Origin of the sequence: Rahnella sp. BIGb0603 (assembly GCF_024808755.1) — a bacterium.
GTDB lineage: Bacteria > Pseudomonadota > Gammaproteobacteria > Enterobacterales > Enterobacteriaceae > Rahnella > Rahnella contaminans.
Window position 1 is genome coordinate 276,691 of sequence record NZ_JANUEX010000001.1, and the last position, 23,843, is coordinate 300,533.

Here is a 23,843-nt window from a genome sequence, read left to right on the forward strand (position 1 = left end):
GGATTAATTGTTGCGGATAAGCCGTCTTATATCGCATGATTTACTGGTTCATATTCATCAATGAGAAAAGAAATGCGGACTAACGAACTGGGTGAACTGACCGCCTTTGTCGCCGTGGCAGAAGAAAAAAGCTTCCGTAAGGCGGCGGCGCGGCTGAATTTAACCCCATCCACCCTCAGCCATTCTTTACGCGCGCTGGAAGAACGGCTGGGCGTACGGTTACTGAACCGCACCACGCGTACCGTTTCGCCGACCGAAGCGGGGATTGCGCTGCTGGCCGAAATTGCGCCTGCGTTTGCGGCGATTGCCGGTGCGGTTGAGAAAGTGAATACCTTCAGGGAAACTCCGCAAGGCACGGTGCGCATCAATACGCCGCGCATTGCGGCAGATCTCGTTTTTATGCCGCAGCTGAAGCAATTTAATCTGGATTTCCCGGACATCCGGCTGGAACTGGCCACCAACGACGGTTTCGTGGATATCGTTACTGAAGGATTTGATGCCGGAGTGCGTATCCGCGGCGACGTTCAGCAGGATATGAGTGCGGTTCGCCTGACGTCCGATTTTCATTCGGCGGTTTACGGCTCGCCTGAATATTTCGCGCGGCATGCGAAACCGCTCTCACCAGCCGATTTGCAACATCACGCCTGCATCGGGCGACGGGAAATTACCGGCGGTGCGTTGTATCGATGGGAATTTGAAAAAGAAGGTAAACAAATTGCGGTGCCGGTCCGCGGCCCGCTGATTGTCGACAGCGTAACGATGATGACTCGCCTCGCTCTCGACGGGATCGGGTTGGTCTACACAGCCCGCAGCCCGGAACATGACGCGCTGGTCGCACAGGGTTTGCTTATCCGCGTGCTCGAAGACTGGTCGGTCACGTTTCCCGGTTTCTTTCTCTATTATCCCGGTCACCGCCAGCTTTCTGCGGCGTTAAAAGCCGTGATCAGCAGCTTTCGTTTACCGCTGCGGGATCACTAATTCGCTCATTTAACGTCAAGAAATTAAAGGCACTCCTAATGCGGTGTTGGTACACGTAAGCCGTTACGTTATAATTCCCCCGTTACGGCAAAATCCGTAACCAGGATTCTCAACCTGAATGTTTACTGGCGACATGGAGTGCATAAGTGCATTTCACGTTTGAGTCTGCGCATGCCTATTGCCTGTACAAACAACAAGCAATATCTCAATGGTGGCTCAGGCGGGGCTGACTACGGTCAGGCCGGTATCCAGTAGAACCGGTGTTGAGAACCCCGTCAGGGCTACCACCAGTGAGATTCTCAACTCCGGTGGTCGCTGTAACATTAAACTACTGGACAATGAACCATGAACGACAAGCCAAGGCAGGCATTACTTCCTCCCCCACTGTTGGTTTATGCTCCCGTTTGTTACGGAGAGAGCATATGAAGAACACCCGTGAAGACTGGCATCCCGCCGATATTATCGCTGCAATTCGCAAAAAAGGCTCAACGCTGACGGCACTCTCGCGTGATTCCGGACTGGGCGCATCAACCCTGTCCAATACGCTGTCGCGACGCTGGCCCAAAGGTGAGTTGATTATTGCGGCAATGATCGGCGTTCCGGCGTGGGAAATCTGGCCAAGCCGTTATTACAATGCCAACGGGGAGTTGGTTGTTCCTAAATTGCGGAACCCTAAAGCGGAGAGTTAATCCGTAACAGCGGTGGGAGCCTGGCTTTCACCGCATTTTGAAGAGTCTCAGACCGGCGAATTTTTAAATATTCATGCCGTTACCGCAAAGGTTTCCATCCATTCGCAAGAGACCGCATACCGTTCGCTGCGGGCTTTTGCCGGCCAGGCCTCATTCTGTTTGATCCCGTTCACAAATAAAAAACAAAATCAAAAAACGTAAAGTGGCGGGACGCCGATTGCATTCCATTTCGGCTCGAAATACCCGTTTGGTTACGGGCTGAGCGGCACCACGTTCTGGTACCACGATTTGCAGCTAAATCAGCAGCCAGTCGTCATCGAAAACGGCGAAATTTCCGTACAGATTCAGATAGCCAATACCGGTTCGCGAGCAGGCAGCGAAGTGGTTCAGGTTTATCTGCGCGACTGCGTGGCTTCTCTGGTGCGGCCGGTGCACGAACTGAAAGCATTCCAGCGCGTTGAACTGAACGTCGGAGAAACCGCCACGCTGAATTTCAGTATTCCAACCGACACGCTGACTTTCACCAACGCCGCGCACAAACGCATCGTTGAGCCGGGCTTTATTGACGTTCAGGTCGGGGCTTCCAGCGCTGATATTCGCGCTAACGGCAGGGTGACGCTGGCCGGAAAAGTGCGGGAATTGCCGCGTAACTGGCGGATGGTCAGCCGGTGTGAAGTGAATCAGTAAAGGCTACTCGCAGATCATAAAATCAGAAAGCAAAACGGACGCTTCAGCGTCCGTTTTTACAGGGTTCAGATAGGCTGTTATTCAGTTTCCCGCGTAATGCCGAAATGCTTATACGCGTGGTTGGTTGCCATACGTCCGCGCGGCGTTCGCTGGATAAAGCCCTGTTGGATCAGGAACGGTTCGATCACGTCTTCAATCGTTTCACGTTCTTCGCCAATTGCGGCAGCTAAGTTATCCAGCCCTACCGGCCCGCCGGTGAATTTATCGATAATCGCCAGAAGCAGTTTGCGGTCCATATAATCGAAACCTTCCGCATCAACGTCCAGCATGTCCAGCGCGCCATTTGCTACATCACCGTTGATCGTACCGTCGCCTTTCACTTCGGCAAAATCACGCACGCGGCGCAGCAGGCGGTTGGCAATACGCGGCGTGCCACGCGAGCGGCGGGCAATCTGATGCGCCCCTTCTTCCGACAATTCCAGCCCGAGGCAGGACGCACTGCGCCCGACGATATGCTGCAAATCGGCGACCTGATAAAATTCCAGACGCTGCACAATACCGAAACGGTCACGCAGCGGAGACGTCAGGGAACCGGCGCGCGTCGTGGCACCAATCAGGGTGAACGGGGGTAAATCAAGCTTGATGGAACGCGCCGCCGGGCCTTCGCCAATCATGATATCCAGCTGATAATCTTCCATCGCCGGATACAGAATTTCTTCGACAACCGGCGAGAGGCGGTGGATTTCATCGATAAACAGTACGTCGTGAGGTTCGAGATTGGTCAGCATCGCGGCCAGATCACCGGCTTTTTCCAGCACCGGTCCGGAAGTCGTGCGCAGATTCACGCCCATTTCGTTGGCAACAATGTTCGCCAGCGTGGTTTTACCCAGCCCCGGCGGCCCGAAAATCAGCAGGTGATCGAGTGCATCTTTGCGTTGCTTTGCCGCCTGAATAAAGATTTCCATCTGCGAGCGCACGTGGGGCTGCCCGACATATTCGTTAAGCAGCTTCGGGCGGATCGCACGGTCAATGACCTCTTCTTCACTAAACACTTCAGAAGAAATCAGGCGGTCAGCTTCAATCATCGTTTACCTCACAGCGCCGCGCGCAGCGCTTCTCTAATCAACGTTTCGGATTCTGCACCCGGTTTCGCCACTTTACTGATCATGCGGCTGGCTTCCGGCGGTTTGTATCCGAGGGATATCAGGGCGGCTACTGCTTCACCTTCGGCATCAGATTCTTTCGCTTTCGACGCCGATGCAGGTAGCGTGATATCAGTATGATTGTTAAATAGATCACCGTTTAATCCTTTAAACCGGTCTTTCATTTCGACGACCAGGCGTTCTGCGGTTTTCTTACCGACGCCAGGTAACTTAATTAAGGCAGTGATTTCTTCCTTTTCCACTGCGCTGACGAACTGCTGTGCCGACATACCTGACAGGATTGCCAGCGCCAGCTTTGGCCCGACGCCGTTCACTTTGATCAGTTCCCGGAACAGCGCGCGCTCTTGTTTATCATTGAACCCGTAAAGCAGTTGGGCATCTTCGCGAACGATAAATTGCGTGAAGAGGATGGCTTCCTGACCCAGTTCGGGCAATTCGTAAAAACAGGTCATCGGCATATGCACTTCATAGCCCACGCCGTTGGTTTCCAGCAGCACCAGAGGTGGCTGTTTTTCCAGAATAATGCCTCGAAGTCTGCCTATCACGTTCGTTTTCCTTATCAGGTCAAAAGCAGCAGTGTTTATATCATAAAAAAGGCTGGATGAATATCCAGCCTAATGGACTTGCGGCGTCTATCGCATACGTCCGCGCGCCATCTGCAATTTATCAGAACTCAGCCGGATCGCATTCTGGCTCATGTGACAATGCGTAATCGCAATCGCCAGTGCATCGGCGGCATCGGCCTGCGGATTGGCGGGCAGTTTCAGGATAGAACGCACCATGTGCTGCACCTGCGATTTTTCGGCAGCACCTGTACCGACAACCGTTTGTTTCACCTGCCGCGCGGCGTATTCGAACACCGGCAAATCCTGATTCACTGCGGCTACAATCGCTGCGCCACGCGCCTGCCCGAGCTTTAACGCGGAGTCCGCATTCTTCGCCATGAATACGGATTCGATGGCAAAAAAGTCAGGCTGGAACTGCGTAATAATTTCCGATACGCCGGCGTAAATTAATTTCAAACGCCCCGGCATATCGTCAACGACGGTACGGATGCAGCCGCTGCCCAGATAACTCAGCTGACGCCCTGTCTGGCGGATAATGCCATAGCCGGTGATGCGTGAACCGGGGTCGATCCCCAGAATAATAGCCATAGCAGCTCAACGCCTTGTGTTGTCGTTTTTTTGAGAAAGTTGGGGACAGTATAAACTGCTGAGGGATTTGAGAATAGCCAGCCGGTGGAGACCACCGGCTGCGGTGAGATTACAGAGTTTCTGCGATCTCGTCGGAGATTTCACCGTTGTGGTAAACCTCTTGTACGTCGTCACAATCTTCCAGCATGTCGATCAGGCGCAACAGTTTTGGTGCAGTTTCTGCATCCATGTCGGCTTTGGTCGATGGGATCATGGTGACTTCTGCGGAATCTGCTTTGAAACCGGCAGCTTCCAGTGCGTCTTTCACTTCGCCCAGATTTTCCCAGGCTGTGAACACATCGATGGCGCCATCGTCGTAAGACTGGATATCTTCTGCACCCGCTTCCAGTGCGGCTTCCATCAGCACATCTTCATCCAGACCTGGTGCGAAAGAAATCACGCCTTTCTTGGAGAACAGGTACGCAACGGAACCGTCAGTGCCCAGATTACCGCCGGTTTTGGTGAAGGCATGACGCACTTCAGCCACGGTACGGTTGCGGTTGTCACTCAGACATTCGACCATGATTGCAGAACCACCCGGGCCGTAACCTTCATAAATGATGGTTTCCATGTTGGTGTCTTCGTCACCACCGACGCCACGCGCAATGGCACGGTTCAGGGTATCGCGGGTCATGTTGTTGGACAGTGCTTTATCAATTGCAGCACGCAGACGTGGGTTTGAACCCGCATCGCCGCCGCCCAGACGTGCAGCGGTAACCAGCTCACGAATGATTTTGGTGAAGATTTTGCCACGTTTAGAATCTTGCGCCGCTTTGCGGTGCTTGGTGTTGGCCCACTTACTGTGACCTGCCATAAATATCTCCAAAAAGTCTAAAGTCTTAACAGACCGAATAGTTTACAAATTCTTCAATCGCCTGCTGGTTGCTCGGGGAGACGGTCAGCGCTGCCGCTTCCGCTTTTCCCAGCCACCGGAACGCATGATGTTCGGTAAGAACCACATCACGCTCGTCGGGTAACGCCAGACAGAACCAATGTTCTTTATTACGGGTTACGCCGGGAGCATAGCGATGGCGCAAATGCGCAAATATTTCAAAGTCCTCGCAACGGTCACAATCCTGAAGAGGCAGGTTTTCACCTGCGATGTCGATTCCGACCTCTTCCATCACTTCACGCTGCGCGGTTTGATTCGGGGATTCCCCGCCTTCCAGGCTACCGGTCACCGACTGCCAGAAATTCGGGTCATCCTTTCGTTGGAGCATCAGCACCCTGCCGGTGTTTCTGGCGTAGATGACGCACAGTATCGACTCAGGACGCTTATAGCTCATTAGTTATTCTCAGTATTTGTGTCTGGCGTCACTTCTTTTTTCGCAACAACCGCAATACCGAGTTCCAGTAAAGAGGCCGGATTCGCGAAGCTTGGTGCTTCGGTCATCAGACAGGCCGCTGCCGTGGTTTTCGGGAAAGCGATAACGTCACGGATGTTATCCGTACCGGTCAGAAGCATAACCAGACGATCCAGACCAAATGCCAGACCGGCATGTGGCGGTGTACCGTATTTCAGGGCGTCGAGCAGGAAGCCGAATTTCTCGCGCTGTTCATGTTCGTTAATGCCCAGAATGCTGAACACGGTCTGCTGCATTTCGCTGCGGTGAATACGCACAGAGCCGCCACCCACTTCGTAGCCGTTGATGACCATGTCGTAGGCATTCGCGATAGCGGAAACCGGGTTTGCCGCCAGTTCCTGCGCCGTCATCTCTTTCGGTGCTGTGAACGGGTGGTGCATGGCGCTCAGGCCGCCTTCGTCGGTATCTTCAAACATCGGGAAGTCGATAACCCACAGCGGAGCCCACATGTCTTCGTTGGTGATTTTCAGATCGCGACCTACTTTCAGACGCAGTGCGCCGATTGCGTCGGTCACAATCTTCGCGCTGGCTGCGCCGAAGAAGATCATGTCACCGTCTTGCGCGCCGGTACGTTCGACCAGGGCGGACAGCAGTTCTTCATTCAGGAATTTGGCAACCGGGCTCTGAATACCTTCCAGACCTTTCGCCACTTCGTTGACTTTGATGTAAGCCAGGCCTTTCGCGCCGTAGATTTCGATGAATTTCGCGTACTCATCAATTTGCTTACGGCTCAGGGATGCACCGCCCGGAACGCGTAATGCTGCTACACGGCCTTTCGGATCGTTAGCCGGATCAGCGAACACTTTGAACTCGATGTTTTTCATCAGGTCAGCAACATCAACCATTTCCATCGGGTTACGCAGGTCCGGTTTGTCTGAACCGAAACGACGCATGGCTTCTGCAAAGGTCATGACCGGGAAATCGCCCAGATCCACGCCTTTGATTTCCTGCCACAGTTCGCGGGCCAGTTTCTCCATCACTTCGCGCACTTGCTCAGCGCTCATGAAAGAGGTTTCCACGTCGATCTGGGTGAATTCCGGCTGACGGTCAGCACGTAAATCTTCGTCACGGAAGCATTTAACAATCTGATAATAGCGATCAAAACCGGACATCATCAGCAGCTGTTTGAACAGCTGAGGAGACTGCGGCAAAGCGTAGAATTTGCCTTTATGCACACGGCTTGGCACCAGATAGTCACGCGCGCCTTCCGGTGTGGCTTTGGTCAGCATCGGGGTTTCAATGTCGAGGAAGTCATGGCTGTCCATGAAACGACGCACGAAACTGGTAATTTTTGCACGCGCTTTCAGGCGGTTAGCCATCTCGGGGCGACGCAGATCCAGATAGCGGTATTTCAGACGCGCTTCTTCAGTGTTGACGTGATTGGAGTCCAGCGGCAGCGCTTCTGAACGGTTGATGATGTTCAGCTGGTTAGCGAACACTTCCACTTCACCGGTCGCCATGTCTTTGTTGAACTGGCTTTCAGGACGCGCACGGACGGTACCGGTTAACTGAATGCAAAACTCGTTACGCAGTTCAGAAGCCAGTTTGTAGGCTTCGGCCTGATCCGGGTCGAAGAAGACCTGAACGATACCTTCGCGGTCACGCATATCGATGAAAATCAAACCACCCAAATCGCGGCGACGGTTAACCCAGCCACACAATGTCACTTCCTGGCCCACATTGGACGCATTCAGCTTTCCACAATATACAGTACGCATAACGGTATCCTTTTGATCCCACTACCCGGCCTCATGGCGCACAGGTACAGAAACGGTTATTCACTCTGGTCGCCCGCCGCAAAACTGTGCAGCGCGCGGAATGGGTTTTATTCGGGTCGAAAAAAGGCGGCTATTATAAAGGAATTTCCGCCGCAGGATAAGTGCGAACGCATCAAGGCTGGCGCGGAAATTCACACATGTTGCTTGCTACACATAATTTAACAAAATTATCCCCATTTTGACCCACGCGTTAGCATAGACTCCGGCTATCCCCTTTGTACACGCAGTTCATTATTCCTGCCTCTATTTACCCCTTTTGATAACCGGGAGCTAACACCATGAAACTCGACCCTAAAACCACTGCATTAGTGCTGATCGATTTACAGAAAGGCATTCTGCCGTTTGCCGGCGGCCCGCATACCGCGCAGCAGGTTCTGGATAACGCCACTGAACTGGCAAACCGTTTCCGTAAACTGGGCTCTCCGGTGGTAATGGTGCGCGTGGGCTGGTCCGACTCTTTTGACGAAGCGCTGAAACAGCCGGTCGATGTCCCTGCGGCCGCGCCGGAAGGCGGCCTGCCAGCGAGCTGGTGGGAATTCCCGGAGCAACTGGGCGTCACCGACAAAGACTTGCTGGTGGTTAAACGCCAGTGGGGTGCGTTCTACGGTACAGATCTGGATTTACAACTGCGCCGCCGTGGCATTAAAAGCATTGTGCTGGCCGGCATTTCCACCAACATCGGTGTGGAATCCACAGCCCGTAACGCCTGGGAACACGGCTATGAGCTGGTGATCGCCGAAGATGCCTGCAGCGCGCACAACAACGACCATCATCAGTCCAGCGTGCAGTTTATCTTCCCGCGCATCAGCCGCGTACGTTCAACCGCCGAAGTGCTTGCCGCACTGCCACAGTAACGTTAACCTGCCGGATATCCCTGACGCTGCCTGCCGGGCGGCGTTTTTTATGGAAAAAACAGAGGAAGCGCGGCATGTATATTGGTTTACCGCAATGGCACCACAACGCCTGGGCCCGTATCGGGCTTCGCGATCTGGCTGATTACGCCCGGTATTTCAATTGTGTCGAAGGCAACACCACATTTTATGCGTTGCCGAAACAGGACGTAGTGATGCGCTGGCGCGATATGACGCCTGAATCCTTCCGTTTCTGTTTTAAATTCCCGTCATCCATCAGCCATAAAGCGGCACTGGCGAACTGTCAGGAAGATGTCGATACGTTTTACCGCACGCTGGAGCCGCTTGGCGAACGCATCGGGCAGCTCTGGTTACAGCTTCCGCCCACTTTTGCACCCGCGCATCTTGAGCGTTTATGGCAATTTCTTGATGCCCTGCCCGCCGGTTTTGATTACGGCGTTGAAGTACGCCATTCTGATTTCTTCGCCAAAGGCGATGCCGAGCGTGCGCTGAATCAGGGGTTACATCAGCGTGGGATCAACCGCACCATTCTCGACAGCCGTCCGGTTCACAGCTCGAAATCTCAGACTGAAGCGGTGCTTGACGCCAAACGAAAAAAACCTGTTCTGCCGCTGCATGCCGTTGTAACCGCGACGCGCCCAATCGTGCGTTTCATCGGCGGTGATATTCTTGACGATAACAGGCCGCTGTTCGCACAGTGGGCAGACAAACTTGCGGAGTGGGAAACCCAGGGGCTTTCTCCTTATCTGTTTATCCACACGCCGGACTGCACCGACGCACCGCAACAGGCGCGCAGTCTCTGGCCCTTGCTGCGGGCTAAAATTCCGACCGTTCAGCCTGAACCTGACTGGCCGGAACAGGACGCACTGTTCTAAATTATTCGTGAATGTCTGACGACAGTTTTGCGTCTTGCCGCTATCATAATGGCGCAGTGAAGCGGGTCATTGCCCCACCGGATCACAGGGAATAACCAAGGAAGTCATCATGATTAGCGCGTTATATGTCGTGCTTGCCGCCATACTTTTGATCAAACTCTCTTTCGATGTCGTACGCCTGAGAATGCAGTACCGCATTGCCACCGGCGACGGCGGCTCCTACGAATTGCAAACCGCCATCCGCGTTCACGGCAACGCCGTCGAATACCTGCCAATCGGCTGTTTATTGCTGCTGTTTATGGAAATGAACGGTGCCGGCGTCTGGATGATTCATGCCTGCGGATTACTGCTGATTACCGGCCGGCTGTTCCATTATTACGGCTTAAAACACCGCGAATTCGCCTGGCGCCGCAGCGGCATGGCCGCCACTTATATCTCGCTGGTGTTAATGGTTATCGCGAATATCATCTATTTGCCGTGGTCCCAGTTTCTGGCATTCGATTAGCTTTTCCGCCGTTTTTTACGGGCAGCGCCGCGCACAGGTATCTGCCCGCCTCAGTATCTGCTAAAATTCGCCCTCAAAATTCTGTCCCTTCAATTTTTTGGTTCGACTCACCATTATGGCAAAGCACGATACGCTGTTTTCTGCACCGATAGATAAGCTGGGCGACTGGACGTTCGATGAACGCGTTGCTGAAGTTTTCCCCGATATGATCCAACGTTCTGTACCGGGTTATTCCAACATTATTTCGATGATTGGCATGCTCGCCGAGCGCTTTGTTAAGCCCGACACGAATGTCTATGATCTGGGATGCTCGCTTGGTGCGGCTACGCTGTCGATGCGCCGCAATATCAAGGTTTCGGGTTGCGAAATCATTGCAGTCGACAATTCCCCCGCCATGGTGGAACGCTGCCGACGCCACATCGACGCCTTCCGCGCCGATACGCCGGTTAACGTTATTGAAGCCGATATTCTGGATATCGAACTCAAAAATGCCTCGATGGTTGTGCTCAATTTCACCCTGCAATTTCTTGAACCGGACGATCGTCAGCGCCTGCTGAATCAGGTCTATCAGGGAATGCGCCCGGGCGCAGCGCTGGTGCTGTCAGAGAAATTCAGTTTCGCGGACAAAGACGTCGGCGAACTGCTCTTCAATATGCATCATGATTTCAAACGTGCGAACGGCTACAGCGAGCTGGAAATCAGCCAGAAACGCAGCATGCTGGAAAACGTGATGCTGACCGATTCTGTTGAAACCCACAAAGCGCGCCTGCATCAGGCTGGTTTCCAGCACACTGAACTCTGGTTCCAGTGCTTTAACTTTGGCTCGCTGATTGCCGTGAAAGCCGGGGAAGCAGAATGATTGATTTTGGTGATTTTTACCGCGTGATTGCCAAAGGCCCGCTGAGCCCGTGGCTCAATACGCTGCCTTCGCAACTGACCGCCTGGCAGAAAGAGTCGCTGCACGGTAAGTTCAAGCTGTGGTTTAACTCGGTTGACCGCCTGCCGCTGTTACAGCCTGAACGTCTGGATTTGCTGCACAGCGTTTCCGCCAATATGGAAACCCCGCTGCCCGCCGGTCAGCGCGAAGGAATTGAAAATCTGCTGCGTAATATGATGCCATGGCGCAAAGGGCCTTTTTCGCTGTATGACGTTGAAATCAATACCGAATGGCGTTCAGACTGGAAATGGGATCGCGTACTTCCGCACATCTCTTCTCTGGCAGGCCGTACAATTTTAGACGTCGGCTGCGGCAGCGGCTATCACATGTGGCGCATGATTGGCGCGGGCGCGCATCTGGCCGTCGGTATCGATCCGATGCAGCTTTTCCTCTGCCAGTTTGAAGCCGTACGTAAATTGCTGGGCGGCGATCAGCGTGCACATTTACTGCCGCTGGGCATTGAGCAGTTGCCTGAGCTGAACGCGTTTGACACTGTTTTCTCGATGGGCGTGCTTTATCACCGACGTTCACCGCTGGATCATCTTTATCAGCTGAAAAACCAGCTGGTCAGTGGCGGTGAACTGGTGCTGGAAACGCTGGTTGTCGAAGGTGACAGTCAGCAGATTCTGGTGCCAGGCGACCGTTACGCGCAGATGGGAAATATCTATTTCATTCCGTCTGCCGAAGCGCTGAAAGACTGGCTGATTAAATGCGGATTTTTAGATGTGCGTATCGCGGATGTCAGCGTCACTACAGTTGAGGAACAGCGCCGTACCGACTGGATGACCAGCGAATCACTGGCCGAATTCCTAGACCCGAACGATCCGACGAAAACTATTGAAGGTTATCCGGCACCGCGCCGCGCGTTGCTTATCGCCCGCAAACCTTAAACCTGTTTTCTCCGCCAGGCACACTGTCTGGCGGAAACCTTCTCCGCATTTATCTCCGGCTTTCTACCCCCTCGCGCTGTACATCCGGGATTAAAAAGGTCTAACCTTTCGGAATGGCTATCTGTTTGTTCTGACAGAGATCGTGGTTAACGTTCTGGGAGGATGTATGAAATTCCCTAAAGGCAGTATCGTTCAACACAGATCCGGCGATATCAAAGGCACCGTGATGAATACGTTTGAATCTGATAAGGAAATCGTCTCATATTACGTTTCCTGGGAAGATGGCAGCAGCAGTCTGCATCAGGAAAACGAATTGCACTGGGCCAATATCGATGTCGCAATCAAAATTAAAAACTTCTACGAAAAGTAGCCAGCACACTTCTGACTGACATAAATCTTCCGAATTTATTCACCTTTTGCGGCCTTAAGATCAGGGCTGACGGCCTCTGTGCGCCAGGCCTTTGTAAAGCTTCCTGTTTTCATACTTTATCGTTGGATTGATTCATAGTGTTTCGTGTATAAATTCGGCCAAAGTTATTCATCAGAACGCGAACCTGTCGCGGAGATAAGTATGCGCCGGCGAATCCGATTCCTTTTTGATCGTGCAGTGATTGTTTTAGGCCTCTTTGTGATGTGTCTGGTGGTTAAAGCCGGCATGTTTGGCGTGGCTTACCTCACCTGGGGCTGACACTTTTCAGATTAAATGACAACATTTGTCCAATTTTCGATCTGACACCCTTTCCAAATGTAATGGAAATGCTAGTCTCCTATAACCATTCAAACCACAAGGTTATAAAGTGTCCGACTCACACGAAAACCCGGATGTTCTCCTGCGCACCGCTCAGGCACTGGAGGCTGCAATAGCATTCAGCATCGCTTCAATTTCGGTAAATCTTCCCGATGTAAAAACGGAAGTTGTTGAGTCTTTACGCCGTAATACGGCGAACAGCGATAAACAGGATCCCACAAAAGACGCCATCGAACATCTGGTGACGCTGATTGAAACCGCAGCAGGCTCTTCCGAAAAACACCGCGTCTAGCAGAGATATTAAGTATAAAAAAAGCCCCGCCAAAATGACGGGGCCTGGTACTTGCGCAGGGCGACGCAATAAGGGTCGTTTGACCCGGTTAAATCTTGAGATTATTACGCCGTGCGGGATATTTGATCGTCAAACTGCAATGTACTTTTCATTGCGGCAACAATATCACCGTCCACGCAATAACGACTGAATTCATCAAAATCGGTGTCGGAACTCATGGTGACACCGGCTTTGCGGTAGCGCATAGAGGAAGGCACCTGACGCCCTGCCGAGCTGTGTAATTCGGTCAGCCCGATATCCACAAACTTTTGCAGATTCGTCAGACGCACACCTGCGCCAGCCATAATAATAGGACCACGCGTGAGCTGATTCAGTTCCCGAAGCATCGGCAAACCGACTTCCGCATTTTGCTGCTGTCCGGAAGTCAGAATGCGCGCCACACCTAGCTGAGTCAACTGCTCAAGCGCAATCTTCGGGTTCAGGCACATGTCGAAAGCGCGGTGAAATGTCACAGCCATATCGCCGCATAACGCCATGACTTCCCACATTCTTGGCATATCAATATGCCCTTCATCGTCGAGCATGCCGACCACCAGACCTGGAAAACCGAGATCGCGGATCATCGCGATGTCGCTTTTCAAAACATCAAATTCGCTTTGGCTATAGCAAAAGTCACCACCCCTCGGACGTACAATCGGATGTACAGGGATCGTCACTTTTTCCCTCGCCAGTTTGAGGGTGCCGTAACTCGGCGTAATACCGCCGTCGGCCTGACTCGCGCACAATTCGACGCGATCGGCTCCGGCTTGTTCTGCTGTTAACGCACAATCCACGCTGTAACAACACACTTCTAATTTAGTCATGTGACCTCTCCTGATTACGGCATTATGCTACAACACTTGTGTGTAACCGGCCATGTCGCGTAGGCTCTGACATGAGCATTCCCGCCCAACTGCCTGCTTAGGAAAGCTAACTATGGCACTCAATTTTGATTTGTGGGTAGACCGCAGTCACAGTGATAGCGTTAAGTGGAATAAATATCATCAGCAGGATGTGATTCCGCTTTGGGTCGCCGATACCGACTTCACGTCTCCGCCTCAGGTAATTAAAGAACTGCAACAACGCGTGGCCGAAGGTGTCTTTGGTTACGGTATTACTCCGCCGGAACTGATTGATATTGTGGTTAAACGGCTTACAGACCTTTATGACTGGGCGATTCAGCCGGAATGGATTGTCTGGCTTCCGGGTCTGGTCTGCGGGCTGAACGTGGCCGTGCGCGCCAACGTGGCGCCGCACGAAAGCAGCCTGATGCCGATGCCCATTTATCCGCCTTTTATGCAGGCCGCACAATCCGAAGGCCGGGCATTTAAATCCATTCCGGTCACCCAACAGCAACAACGCTGGGTGGTCGATTTTGCCGCCGCCGAAAGCCAGCTTGATGGCAGTGAAAAGCTGCTGATGCTCTGCAACCCTTACAATCCGGGCGGTACGGTATATCGTCGCGATGAACTGCTGCAACAACATGAATTCGCCAGACGCCACAATCTGGTGGTGTGTTCCGATGAAATCCACTGCGACCTGATTCTGGAGCCGGATCTGAAGCACGTCCCCTTTGCCTCACTCAATGCGGATGCAGAACAACGTTCGATTACGCTGATGGCACCGTCGAAAACCTTCAATCTGGCCGGACTGGGTGCCTCGATGGCGATCATCCCAAACCCCGAACTGCGCCGGAAATTTTTTGACACCAGCAAAGGTATCGTGCCGCACGTCAATATTCTGGCGTATGTTGCGGCGACTGCGGCCTACCGTGATGGCGAAGCGTGGCTTAACGCACAGCTCGATTATTTGCGTGAAAACCGGGATCTTGTGGCGACGCGTATTAACGCCATGCCAGGTTTACGCATGCTGGCACCCGAAGGCACCTATCTTGGCTGGATTGATGCCAGCGCATTGCCGGTGGACGACCCGTACCGTTTCTTTGTCGAAGCGGGCGTGGGCTTCTCCGGCGGAGCCGAATTTGGCGCGCCGAAGTGCGTGCGCATCAATTTCGGCTGTCAGCGCGCCCTTCTCGGGAAAGCACTCGACCGGATGGAAGCCGCACTCGATAAGCTCCGGCGTTAACCTGCTTCTCTTTCGCTGGCGACAATTTCACGCAGGCTGTGCGGATGGAATTTAATCGTTACTGAACCGTCAGTGACCGCCAGCGTAGGATTAGGCAAACGCTCATTGTCCCCTTTGGGCGCACTCTGCTTCAGTTTTATACCGGGCGTCATCAGCGCTTCATCGGCAATCAGTGCCAGCGCCCGCGTATACAACTCTTCTTCTGCGCCCGGCAGCACAATCTCAATATGCTCCCACCCCTCGTGCGGATATCGTTTATCACCCGGATAAGGCAATTCCACCAGATCAATGCTCAGCGGCCCGACCGTGAGCGGCTCATCGAGCGTAAACAGGCAAATAGGCCGCCCGTTAATCAGGGTTTCATTGAGCAGGCTGCCGCATTTTCCCAGCCCGGATTTCCAGCGATCGGCTGTCGTGTTCTGATGACAGCGCACAGAAATATGATCGGCATGAAATTCACTCAGATTGATCTGCAATTTTGCAGCGAATGCCATTAATACGTCGGAAAATCGCGACATATCGTCAACTAAATCCTGTAACTCTGGCACATGTTTCATGGCGGGCATCCTATCTCTTTTCAGTTTGCAGATCTTTAGGGTCGGGTAATTTACACAGCCTTTCATCCGGTTGCCAGAGACATGCCGCAGAATCACGCTTTCATGCCGTTCAGACGTGCGGCGATACTGACGCCGCAGGGCTAATATGATATAAACACGCATCATTTTCGGTTAATCCGTTAAAAACGTATAACCAGTAAACAACTACATTCTTCCCCTAAATCATTCGGGTTGCATCAAGGCAGCAACTGACCCAATCCTGGGAGCATACATCAGTATGTGACCAAGGTTCGCAAAGGCAGCCGACACAAAGGCGGCGCGAAGGATGACGGGGATAAATTATAAGGTAATCCGGTGAATATTCAGTCACTCCTTTCAGAAAAAGTCAGCCAGGCACTGATCGCAGCAGGCGCATCCGCCGACAGCGAAGCGCAGGTCCGTCAGTCCGCCAAAGCTCAGTTTGGTGACTATCAGGCTAATGGCGTAATGTCCGTGGCGAAAAAACTCGGTATGCCGCCACGACAACTGGCAGAGAAAGTGGTTGAACTGTTGGATCTGAACGGCATCGCAAACAAAGTCGAAATTGCCGGTCCGGGTTTCATCAATATCTTCCTGGATCCGGCATTCGTCGGCGCCCACGTTGACAGCGCACTGAATGACGAAAAACTGGGCATTGCACCCGTTGAGCCGCAAACTATCGTCATCGACTACTCTGCGCCAAACGTGGCGAAAGAAATGCACGTTGGCCACATCCGCTCCACCATTATCGGCGACGCCGCCGTGCGTACCAACGAACTGCTGGGTCATAAAGTGATCCGCGCAAACCACGTTGGTGACTGGGGCACACAATTCGGGATGCTGATTGCCTATCTCGAAAAAGTGCAGAACGAAAACGCCGGTGACATGAATCTGGCTGATCTGGAAGAATTCTACCGCGCAGCGAAAAAGAACTACGACGAAGACGAAGCCTTTGCCGAGCGCGCGCGTGGCTACGTGGTGAAGTTGCAGGGCGGCGACGAATACTGTTTGCAAATGTGGCGCAAACTGGTCGATGTGACCATGAAGCAAAACCAGCTGACTTATAACCGCCTGAACGTCACCCTGACCGAAGACGATGTCATGGGTGAAAGCCTTTATAACAGTATGCTGCCGGGTATCGTGTCTGACTTGCAGTCAAAAGGTCTGGCCGTCGACAGCGAAGGTGCCGTCGTGGTTTATCTGGACGAGTACAAGAATAAAGAAGGCGACCCGATGGGCGTCATCATCCGTAAAAAAGATGGCGGCTACCTTTACACCACCACCGATATCGCTTGTGCGAAATACCGCTACGAAACGCTGGGTGCCGATCGCGTACTGTATTACATCGACTCCCGTCAGCATCAGCATTTGATGCAGGCCTGGACCATCGCGCGTAAAGCCGGTTATGTCCCTGATTCTGTCGCGCTTGAGCACCACATGTTTGGCATGATGCTGGGCAAAGACGGCAAGCCGTTCAAAACCCGCTCAGGCGGCACGGTGAAACTGTCCGATTTGCTGGACGAAGCGATTGAACGCGCACGCAAGCTCATCACAGAAAAGAACCCTGAGCTAAAAGATGCGGAAGAACTGGAAAAACTGGTCAACGCCGTGGGTATCGGCGCAATCAAATACGCTGACCTGTCGAAAAGCCGTACCACCGATTACATCTTCGACTGGGACAACATGCTGGCCTTCGAAGGTAACACCGCGCCGTACATGCAATATGCTTACACCCGCGTGGCATCAATCTTCAAACGTGCAGAGATTGACGTTAACAGCCTGACTCAGCCGGTCGTGCTGCGTGAAGAACGCGAGGCGGCACTGGCTACCCGTTTGCTGCAATTCGAAGAAGTCCTGACCGTTGTTGCCCGCGAAGGCACACCACACACCATGTGTGCTTATCTCTACGACGTCGCCGGCCTGTTCTCAAGCTTCTACGAACATTGCCCGATCCTGAACGCAGAAGACGAAACCAGCCGCAACAGCCGCCTGAAACTGGCACTGTTAACGCAGCGCACGCTGAAAACCGGTCTGGATACGCTGGGTATTGAAACCGTAGAACGTATGTAATTCCAGTTACACTCATATTATTAAGGGCGCCCGGCGCCCTTTTTTATTTCATTAATTTCATTCCGTAATTTGCAGTTATATCGTAATATCCGTCGCGCACGAAATCACTTAGGAAAGTGATTAATAAACCAAATTCTATTGGTCTTCAGATAAAGGATATCTATGAATAATCTTCAAAATCGCCCTTCTACTGCTTTTGTTTTCGCTTCATGGATTGCGCTGCTGGGTGGCGTTATTATTTTTCTCATTGGCCTTAATAACGCACAAATGCAACTGAATGAAAAAGGCTACTATTTTGCCGTTCTGGTTCTGGGTCTGTTCTCTTCAGTTTCCTTGCAAAAACATGTGCGTGATAAACTCGAGGGTCTGCCTACCACTGCACTGTATGCGAACCTTTGCTGGGCAGCTTTCGCGATCGCCATTGCGCTGATGTGCATTGGCTTGTGGAATGCTGAATTGCTGTTAAGCGAAAAAGGGTTTTACGGCGTCACCTTTTTTATGTGCTTATTTGGGGCTACTGCTGTGCAGAAAAACACGCGCGACACGGCCGCATTAAACATCGCTAAATTGCAGGAATATTCTGACAAAGAAAACATGACCGAAGAATAAATAATAACTTTCGCATTAAAAAAGCCCGCCAATAATATAGCGGGCTTTTATTGATTTTTGGAATAATAATACTATAAATCCTAATCCAGTCGTCTCGCAAACTCTTTCACGCGGAACCCTAACAGGCCGAGCACGGCGAAGTACGCCACCACGCCAGCCGCGACAACGGCCGCCAGACGCGCCAGACGATACGCCATTCCGCCGACATCCCAGGCAGGCATCAGCCACATCATGCCGAGCAGCGCCGCAGACATTGCAATCACCGCGACAAACAGTTTGATCAGGAAGACTTTCCAGCCCGGCTGGGGCTGGAAGATATCCTGTTTACGCAGTTGCCAGTAAAGCAGAGACGCGTTCAGGCATGCAGCCAGACCAATCGACAACGAAAGACCGGCATGTTTCAGCGGACCGATAAATGCAAGGTTCATCACCTGTGTCATCAGCAATGTAACGATGGCGATTTTGACCGGTGTTTTAATGTCCTGACGGGAATAAAAGCCCGGCGCCAGAACTTTCACCACAATCAGCCCCATCAGGCCGACGGAATATGCCACCAGCGCGCGCTGCGTCATTGATGCATCGAAGGCGCTGAATTTTCCGTACTGGAACAGCGCAACGGTCAGCGGTTTCGCCAGAATACCCAGGGCGACAGAACTTGGCAGTGCCAGCAGGAAACAAAGACGTAGGCCCCAGTCCATCAGGCGGTTGTATTCGGCATGATTGCCGCTCGAAAAACTCCGTGCCAGCGACGGCAGCAGAATTGTCCCCAGGGCCACGCCCAACACCCCGGACGGAAACTCCATCAGACGATCAGCGTAATACATCCATGACACGGAACCTGAAACGAGGAAGGACGCGAAAATGGTGTTGATAATCAGGGAAATCTGGCTCACCGAAACCCCCAGAATTGCCGGGCCCATCTGACGCATAACGCGCCAGACGCCGGCATCTTTCAGGTTCAGACGCGGCAGAACCAGCATACCGATTTTCTTCAAATGCGGGAGCTGATAGCCCAGTTGCAGCAATCCGCCTGCAACCACCGCCCAGGCCAGCGCAAGCACCGGCGGGTGGAAATAAGGCGCAGCAAACAGCGCAAAGCCAATCATGCTGACGTTCAGGAACGTCGGCGCAAAAGCCGGTATCGAGAAACGGTTCCAGGTATTGAGTATCGCCCCGACCAGAGAGGCCAGGGATATCAGCAGGATATACGGGAACGTGATGCGCAGCAGCGAACTGGTCAGTGCAAATTTATCGGGCGAATCCACAAAGCCGGGAGCCGTAATATAAATTACCCACGGAGCGGCGAGCATACCAAGCACGGTGACAATCGCCAGAACCAGCGTCAGCAGGCCCGAAACGTAAGCAATGAACGTCCGCGTGGCTTCCTCACCTTGCTGAGTTTTGTACTCGGCCAGAATGGGCACGAAAGCCTGAGAGAATGCGCCCTCAGCGAAAATACGACGTAATAAATTGGGCAGTTTGAACGCCACAAAAAAGGCGTCGGTCACCATTCCGGCACCAAAAACGCGGGCCACAATGGCGTCGCGGGCAAAGCCTAATACACGTGAAAACATCGTCATTGAACTGACGGCTGCCAAAGATTTAAGTAGATTCATGTCACTTTTCTTGTTTGCCGGTGGCCTGTCTATAACTCAATATTGATCAACAGGTTAAACAACCACGCCTGCATCAGCAGGCGTGAAAGATGAACCGGCATGGCTCAAAGATGCGCTTAGTCTACGCATCCGCCATGCAATAGCCAACGGCAGTTGTTATAGATTGTTACCCGCACCATCCTGTGCGGCTTTCACTCAGTTTTGCAGAATTTTTTCGATCATGGCCTGCGCGTAAATCGCCTGTTCGCCGCTGGTTTCAGGTGCGGTCTGGTTCGAGACGCAATCGACGAAATGCTCAATTGCCCCGACAAAACCACGCTGCGCCAGCGTACTTTGCCAGCCAGCAACAGGTTGCTGCGTCAGGATATCATCACGTTCATCGCGCCAGATTCGCATATCGTCGAGCTGATAAACGGCGCCTTCAGTTACCGCCTGCACGCTTTCGCGGAATGTTCCGGCGCGGCGATGCATTGAAGTCGTCACCAGCGTTTCTCCGCACAGGAAATGATGCTCGCCATAAAGCATCTGGTCAGCCTCGTTAATCTGAATCAGCCCGCTTTCCAGGCTGGCATTGCCGCCCGCCAGCCACAGCGCCGTATCCACGACGTGCAGATAATCATCCAGCAACGTAAAACGCAGATCGTGTGGCCCGACGCTGTTCGTACGGTGTTTATCCATACGCAAGGACGCCGGTTGTTGCATCTGTTCTTTCAGCTGACGATATAGCGGCGCAAAACGGCGGTTAAACCCGACCATCAGCGCTTTGCCTGCCCGGTTAGCCTGTTCAACCAATTGTTCGGCCTGATCCAGCTCAGCTGCCAGCGGTTTATCCACATACACATGGACGCCCTGCGCCAGCAATTGCCCGACGACATCGAAATGGCTGGCCGTACTGCTGTGGACGAATACCGCGTCGCACTGGCTGGCCAGTTCGTCCATCCGGGAAAAACAGGCCATCCGGTAGCTATCGCAAACGGCCTGTGCTTTTTGCTGATTCGGGGAGAAACCGCCGACCAGCGTCCATTTTTCAGCATGACTGAGAACCGGCAGATACGCTTTTTGCGCGATCCCGCCAAGTCCGATAACGCCTATCCGAAGTTTACTCACGACGTTTTCCTTTTAATCACCCAAATGTTGCAGGAGGCTTTCCAGACGTTCTTTCAGTTCGGCCACCTCTGCCTCAAGCGCTTCCACGCGTGCGGCCAGCCCGGAGTCCGGTGCGGCGGCGCTTAAAAATGGCTCTTCTGTGGCGCTGGCCGCCTGGCTGACTTCACCGCTGAACAGATGCATAAATCGGCTTTCGCGCTTGCCCGGTTCACGCGCCAGACGCACGCAGAACGGGCCATCTTCGCGGTTAGTCAGATCGGTCAGAGTTTGCTCGACTTCAGCAACGTCAGAAAAATCATGCAGGCGGTTGGTGCGGGTGCGTAATTCGCCCGGCGTTTGCGCGCCGCGCAACAGCAGCGTAGTGACGACCGCCACTTCCTGCGGTGAAAATTTGAGATTGCCGAATTCGGAATTACAAAAACGATGCTCGTACTTCATGGTGCGGGAACCGCTGAGGGTGCGGATGATGTGCTTGCGCAGCAGTAAATCCAGCGTTTGCTGAACGTCACTTTCGCTGAGTTCCATCACTGGTTCACGGTTAGTTTTCTGGTTGCAGGCGGTGGTTAATCCGTTGAGCGTCATCGGATACTGTTCCGGCGTGGTGAGTTGTTTTTCCAGCAAACAACCGACAACCCGGGCTTCCCGGTCACTGAGTTCATGTTTCATGTTGCGCTCCTTATCGGGACGGGGGCGTCCATTCTTGCCAGGTTAGCGCCGTCAGCACGTGATCCTGCCATTTGCCATCAATCAGTAAATAGTCTTTCGCATAGCCTTCACGCTCGAAGCCCAGACGCTCGAGCAGTTGCCCGCTGCGTTTATTGTGCGGCATATAATTGGCCATAATCCGGTGCATTTTTTGCTGGCGCTGCATATAACGGATTAACGATTGCAACGCTTCCTGCATCAGCCCTTTCCCCTGCCACTCGTGACCCAGGGAATAACCGAGGAAACAGGCATGGAATGAGCCGCGCAGAACATTACTGAAATTTGCCACGCCCATAATGCGGTTTTCATCGGGATCGAGCAGGATAAAATAATACGCGCTGCCCTGTTTCTGCATTTCGGAAATTAACCCGAGACGCGCCTGCCATCCGGAAGGATAACAATGGCTTTCATCCCTGACCGGTTCCCAGGGTTTCAGAAACGCCCGGTTCTCCGCATAGTATTCAGCCAGCCGGTGCGCATCGCGGTCATGAACCAGGCGCAGAACCATCCGGTCAGTGGTAAGCCGCACTTTCGGCACGGCAGATTTATAGCCAAACATCCCTTCCTCCACATCCCGCTCGGGTCGATGAATAGAATTTATAGGAAACACCTGATCATCGCCAATTCTGCCAGTCAGAACGCGGCTTGACGATAAAAAAATATTATCAATAGCGCCCTATCTAATTGCCTGATTCCAGTTCAGACTGGAACGGTCTTTTCTTCCTTTCTGTATCTGCCGGACAGGGTACAAATAATCGCTCATGGTGAAGCATGTCTCTGGTATCACAAGCTCGGAGCTTGGGTAAGTATTTTCTGTTATTAGACAACGCGCTGGTTATTTTAGGCTTTTTCGTGGTTTTTCCGTTGATCTCGATCCGATTTGTCGATCAGCTCGGCTGGGCCGCGATGGCCGTCGGTCTGGCGCTGGGTGTCCGCCAGCTCACGCAACAGGGATTAGGCATTTTCGGCGGCGCAATCGCTGACCGTTTCGGTGCCAAACCGATGATTATCACCGGCATGCTTTTACGCGCTGCCGGATTCGCCACCATGGCAATGGCAGATGAACCGTGGATTTTAGTCTGTTCCTGCATTCTCTCCGGCCTCGGCGGCACCTTGTTCGACCCGCCGCGCACCGCGCTGGTGATCAAGCTGACCCGTCCGCACGAGCGCAGCCGTTTCTTCTCCCTGATGATGATGCAAGACAGCGCCGGAGCGGTTATCGGTGCGCTCATCGGCAGCTGGTTGCTGCAATATGATTTCCATTACGTGTGCTGGGCCGGTGCGGGCATATTTGTGCTGGCCGCCGCCTGCAACGCCTGGCTGCTGCCTGCTTACCGCATTTCCACCATGCGCACACCGATGCGTGAAGGCATGATGCGTGTGCTGCGCGATCGCCGTTTTCTGGCGTATGTACTGACGCTGACCGGTTATTACATGCTGACCGTGCAGGTCATGCTGATGTTGCCGATTGCAGTCAATGATGTCGCGGGCAGCCCGGCGGCAGTGAAATGGATGTATGCGATTGAAGCCGTGCTTTCCCTGACGCTGCTGTATCCGATTGCACGCTGGAGCGAAAAACGCTTCCGCCTTGAGCAGCGTCTGATGTTCGGCCTGCTGATCATGACCCTCAGTCTTCTGCCCGTCGGGCTGGTGACATCGATTAACCCGCTGTTGCTGCTGATCGGTTTCTTCTACATTGGGTCAATTATTGCCGAACCGGCGCGCGAAACGCTGAGTGCCTCGCTGGCCGATGCCCGCGCACGTGGCAGCTACATGGGCTTTAGCCGTCTGGGGCTGGCGCTAGGCGGTGTGATCGGTTACACCGGCGGCGGCTGGATGTATGACACCGGCCGTGCGCTTGAGCTTCCTGAATTGCCCTGGTTTTTACTGGGCATCGTGGGCTTCATCACCCTCACCGGTTTGTACTGGCAATTCAATCTTCGCCGCATCGAACCGGCCATGCTGAGCGGTAATTGACGTCAGCAAATACACAAAATGATTGGCGTTGTAACAAGGCGGCAAAAGAGCGAATCCCGATGAGCTGACCAGTGTCAGTGATTCGGGTG

The 23,843-nt window shown here is 53.1% G+C and carries 27 protein-coding genes; 15 read left to right on the plus strand and 12 right to left on the minus strand.

Annotated features, from left to right (window positions below):
• The first annotated feature begins 72 nt into the window (after positions 1–72).
• The 4 genes from M2403_RS01245 to M2403_RS01260 all read left to right on the plus strand — a co-directional run bounded on the left by M2403_RS01245 (position 73) and on the right by M2403_RS01260 (position 2,354).
• Entirely contained in the window at positions 73–978 is a 906-nt protein-coding gene (locus M2403_RS01245; protein WP_208950258.1) for a LysR family transcriptional regulator, read from the plus strand.
• Positions 979–1,156: 178 nt separating this feature from the next.
• Complete coding sequence (locus M2403_RS01250; protein WP_256443880.1) at positions 1,157–1,327, plus strand: ash family protein; 171 nt, start codon at positions 1,157–1,159, stop codon at positions 1,325–1,327.
• Between the two features lie 73 nt (positions 1,328–1,400).
• Positions 1,401–1,667 (plus strand): helix-turn-helix transcriptional regulator, encoded by a 267-nt coding sequence (locus M2403_RS01255; protein ID WP_152325807.1) that lies wholly within the window; start codon positions 1,401–1,403, stop codon positions 1,665–1,667.
• 288 nt (positions 1,668–1,955) lie between these two features.
• Positions 1,956–2,354, plus strand: a complete 399-nt coding sequence (locus M2403_RS01260; protein ID WP_259228363.1) for a fibronectin type III-like domain-contianing protein — start codon at positions 1,956–1,958, stop codon at positions 2,352–2,354.
• A gap of 77 nt (positions 2,355–2,431) precedes the next feature.
• On the opposite strand, the gene ruvB is transcribed toward M2403_RS01260, so the two are convergent.
• The 6 genes from ruvB to aspS form a co-directional block, all read right to left on the minus strand.
• The gene (gene ruvB, locus M2403_RS01265; RefSeq protein ID WP_015696866.1) at positions 2,432–3,439 is read right to left on the minus strand and encodes a Holliday junction branch migration DNA helicase RuvB; all 1,008 of its coding nucleotides are present in this window, start codon (positions 3,437–3,439) and stop codon (positions 2,432–2,434) included.
• A gap of 8 nt (positions 3,440–3,447) precedes the next feature.
• Positions 3,448–4,062, minus strand: a complete 615-nt coding sequence (gene ruvA, locus M2403_RS01270) for a Holliday junction branch migration protein RuvA (protein ID WP_152325805.1) — start codon at positions 4,060–4,062, stop codon at positions 3,448–3,450.
• An 87-nt stretch (positions 4,063–4,149) separates the two neighbouring features.
• The gene (gene ruvC / locus M2403_RS01275; protein ID WP_015696865.1) at positions 4,150–4,671 is read right to left on the minus strand and encodes a crossover junction endodeoxyribonuclease RuvC; all 522 of its coding nucleotides are present in this window, start codon (positions 4,669–4,671) and stop codon (positions 4,150–4,152) included.
• A 109-nt stretch (positions 4,672–4,780) separates the two neighbouring features.
• The gene (locus M2403_RS01280; RefSeq protein WP_152325803.1) at positions 4,781–5,524 is read right to left on the minus strand and encodes a YebC/PmpR family DNA-binding transcriptional regulator; all 744 of its coding nucleotides are present in this window, start codon (positions 5,522–5,524) and stop codon (positions 4,781–4,783) included.
• A gap of 25 nt (positions 5,525–5,549) precedes the next feature.
• Positions 5,550–5,996, minus strand: a complete 447-nt coding sequence (gene nudB / locus M2403_RS01285; protein ID WP_152325802.1) for a dihydroneopterin triphosphate diphosphatase — start codon at positions 5,994–5,996, stop codon at positions 5,550–5,552.
• A complete protein-coding gene (gene aspS, locus M2403_RS01290) occupies positions 5,996–7,792 on the minus strand; it encodes an aspartate--tRNA ligase (protein WP_259228370.1) in 1,797 nt (598 codons plus the stop codon). The genes nudB and aspS overlap by 1 nt, the downstream gene beginning before the upstream one ends.
• A gap of 338 nt (positions 7,793–8,130) precedes the next feature.
• Between aspS and M2403_RS01295 the strand changes: the two genes are divergently transcribed.
• From M2403_RS01295 to M2403_RS01325, 7 genes are all read left to right on the plus strand, one after another.
• Positions 8,131–8,706: a hydrolase gene (locus M2403_RS01295; RefSeq protein WP_152325800.1), complete on the plus strand. Its 576-nt coding sequence runs from the start codon at positions 8,131–8,133 to the stop codon at positions 8,704–8,706.
• Between the two features lie 74 nt (positions 8,707–8,780).
• Positions 8,781–9,599: a DUF72 domain-containing protein gene (locus tag M2403_RS01300; RefSeq protein WP_259228372.1), complete on the plus strand. Its 819-nt coding sequence runs from the start codon at positions 8,781–8,783 to the stop codon at positions 9,597–9,599.
• A gap of 109 nt (positions 9,600–9,708) precedes the next feature.
• Positions 9,709–10,104 carry an MAPEG family protein gene (locus tag M2403_RS01305; protein WP_152325798.1) on the plus strand — a complete coding sequence of 132 codons (396 nt, stop codon included), beginning with the start codon at positions 9,709–9,711 and terminating at the stop codon, positions 10,102–10,104.
• 115 nt (positions 10,105–10,219) lie between these two features.
• Complete coding sequence (cmoA, locus tag M2403_RS01310; RefSeq protein ID WP_152325797.1) at positions 10,220–10,963, plus strand: carboxy-S-adenosyl-L-methionine synthase CmoA; 744 nt, start codon at positions 10,220–10,222, stop codon at positions 10,961–10,963.
• Positions 10,960–11,931, plus strand: a complete 972-nt coding sequence (gene cmoB, locus M2403_RS01315) for a tRNA 5-methoxyuridine(34)/uridine 5-oxyacetic acid(34) synthase CmoB (RefSeq protein ID WP_259228374.1) — start codon at positions 10,960–10,962, stop codon at positions 11,929–11,931. The genes cmoA and cmoB overlap by 4 nt, the downstream gene beginning before the upstream one ends.
• Positions 11,932–12,097: 166 nt before the next feature.
• Positions 12,098–12,301, plus strand: coding sequence for a hypothetical protein (locus M2403_RS01320; protein ID WP_104922452.1), 204 nt, complete (start codon positions 12,098–12,100; stop codon positions 12,299–12,301).
• Positions 12,302–12,728: 427 nt separating this feature from the next.
• Positions 12,729–12,971, plus strand: a complete 243-nt coding sequence (locus tag M2403_RS01325; protein WP_152325795.1) for a hypothetical protein — start codon at positions 12,729–12,731, stop codon at positions 12,969–12,971.
• A gap of 104 nt (positions 12,972–13,075) precedes the next feature.
• Here the strand turns inward: M2403_RS01325 and cutC are convergent, their stop codons facing one another.
• Complete coding sequence (cutC, locus tag M2403_RS01330; protein WP_165056982.1) at positions 13,076–13,834, minus strand: copper homeostasis protein CutC; 759 nt, start codon at positions 13,832–13,834, stop codon at positions 13,076–13,078.
• A 112-nt stretch (positions 13,835–13,946) separates the two neighbouring features.
• Here cutC and M2403_RS01335 point away from each other — a divergent pair, with 112 nt between their 5' ends.
• On the plus strand, positions 13,947–15,095 hold the full coding sequence (locus tag M2403_RS01335; RefSeq protein WP_259228376.1) for a MalY/PatB family protein: 1,149 nt from the start codon (positions 13,947–13,949) through the stop codon (positions 15,093–15,095).
• Here M2403_RS01335 and M2403_RS01340 read toward each other — a convergent pair.
• Positions 15,092–15,652, minus strand: a complete 561-nt coding sequence (locus M2403_RS01340) for a VOC family protein (RefSeq protein ID WP_259228378.1) — start codon at positions 15,650–15,652, stop codon at positions 15,092–15,094. The genes M2403_RS01335 and M2403_RS01340 overlap by 4 nt on opposite strands.
• Positions 15,653–16,006: 354 nt before the next feature.
• Here M2403_RS01340 and argS point away from each other — a divergent pair, with 354 nt between their 5' ends.
• Complete coding sequence (gene argS / locus M2403_RS01345) at positions 16,007–17,740, plus strand: arginine--tRNA ligase (RefSeq protein WP_165056978.1); 1,734 nt, start codon at positions 16,007–16,009, stop codon at positions 17,738–17,740.
• Positions 17,741–17,902: 162 nt separating this feature from the next.
• On the plus strand, positions 17,903–18,349 hold the full coding sequence (gene yiaA / locus M2403_RS01350; RefSeq protein WP_152325790.1) for an inner membrane protein YiaA: 447 nt from the start codon (positions 17,903–17,905) through the stop codon (positions 18,347–18,349).
• Between the two features lie 80 nt (positions 18,350–18,429).
• Here the strand turns inward: yiaA and murJ are convergent, their stop codons facing one another.
• The 4 genes from murJ to rimJ all read right to left on the minus strand — a co-directional run bounded on the left by murJ (position 18,430) and on the right by rimJ (position 22,336).
• Complete coding sequence (gene murJ, locus M2403_RS01355; protein ID WP_152325789.1) at positions 18,430–19,965, minus strand: murein biosynthesis integral membrane protein MurJ; 1,536 nt, start codon at positions 19,963–19,965, stop codon at positions 18,430–18,432.
• Positions 19,966–20,160: 195 nt separating this feature from the next.
• On the minus strand, positions 20,161–21,072 hold the full coding sequence (locus tag M2403_RS01360) for a Gfo/Idh/MocA family protein (RefSeq protein ID WP_259228384.1): 912 nt from the start codon (positions 21,070–21,072) through the stop codon (positions 20,161–20,163).
• Positions 21,073–21,084: 12 nt separating this feature from the next.
• Positions 21,085–21,738, minus strand: coding sequence for a YceH family protein (locus M2403_RS01365; protein WP_217152956.1), 654 nt, complete (start codon positions 21,736–21,738; stop codon positions 21,085–21,087).
• Positions 21,739–21,748: 10 nt separating this feature from the next.
• Positions 21,749–22,336: a ribosomal protein S5-alanine N-acetyltransferase gene (gene rimJ / locus M2403_RS01370; protein ID WP_259228386.1), complete on the minus strand. Its 588-nt coding sequence runs from the start codon at positions 22,334–22,336 to the stop codon at positions 21,749–21,751.
• A gap of 212 nt (positions 22,337–22,548) precedes the next feature.
• On the opposite strand from rimJ, the gene mdtH reads away from it, so the two are divergent.
• Positions 22,549–23,754: a multidrug efflux MFS transporter MdtH gene (gene mdtH, locus M2403_RS01375; protein ID WP_152325785.1), complete on the plus strand. Its 1,206-nt coding sequence runs from the start codon at positions 22,549–22,551 to the stop codon at positions 23,752–23,754.
• Positions 23,755–23,843 lie beyond the last annotated feature (89 nt).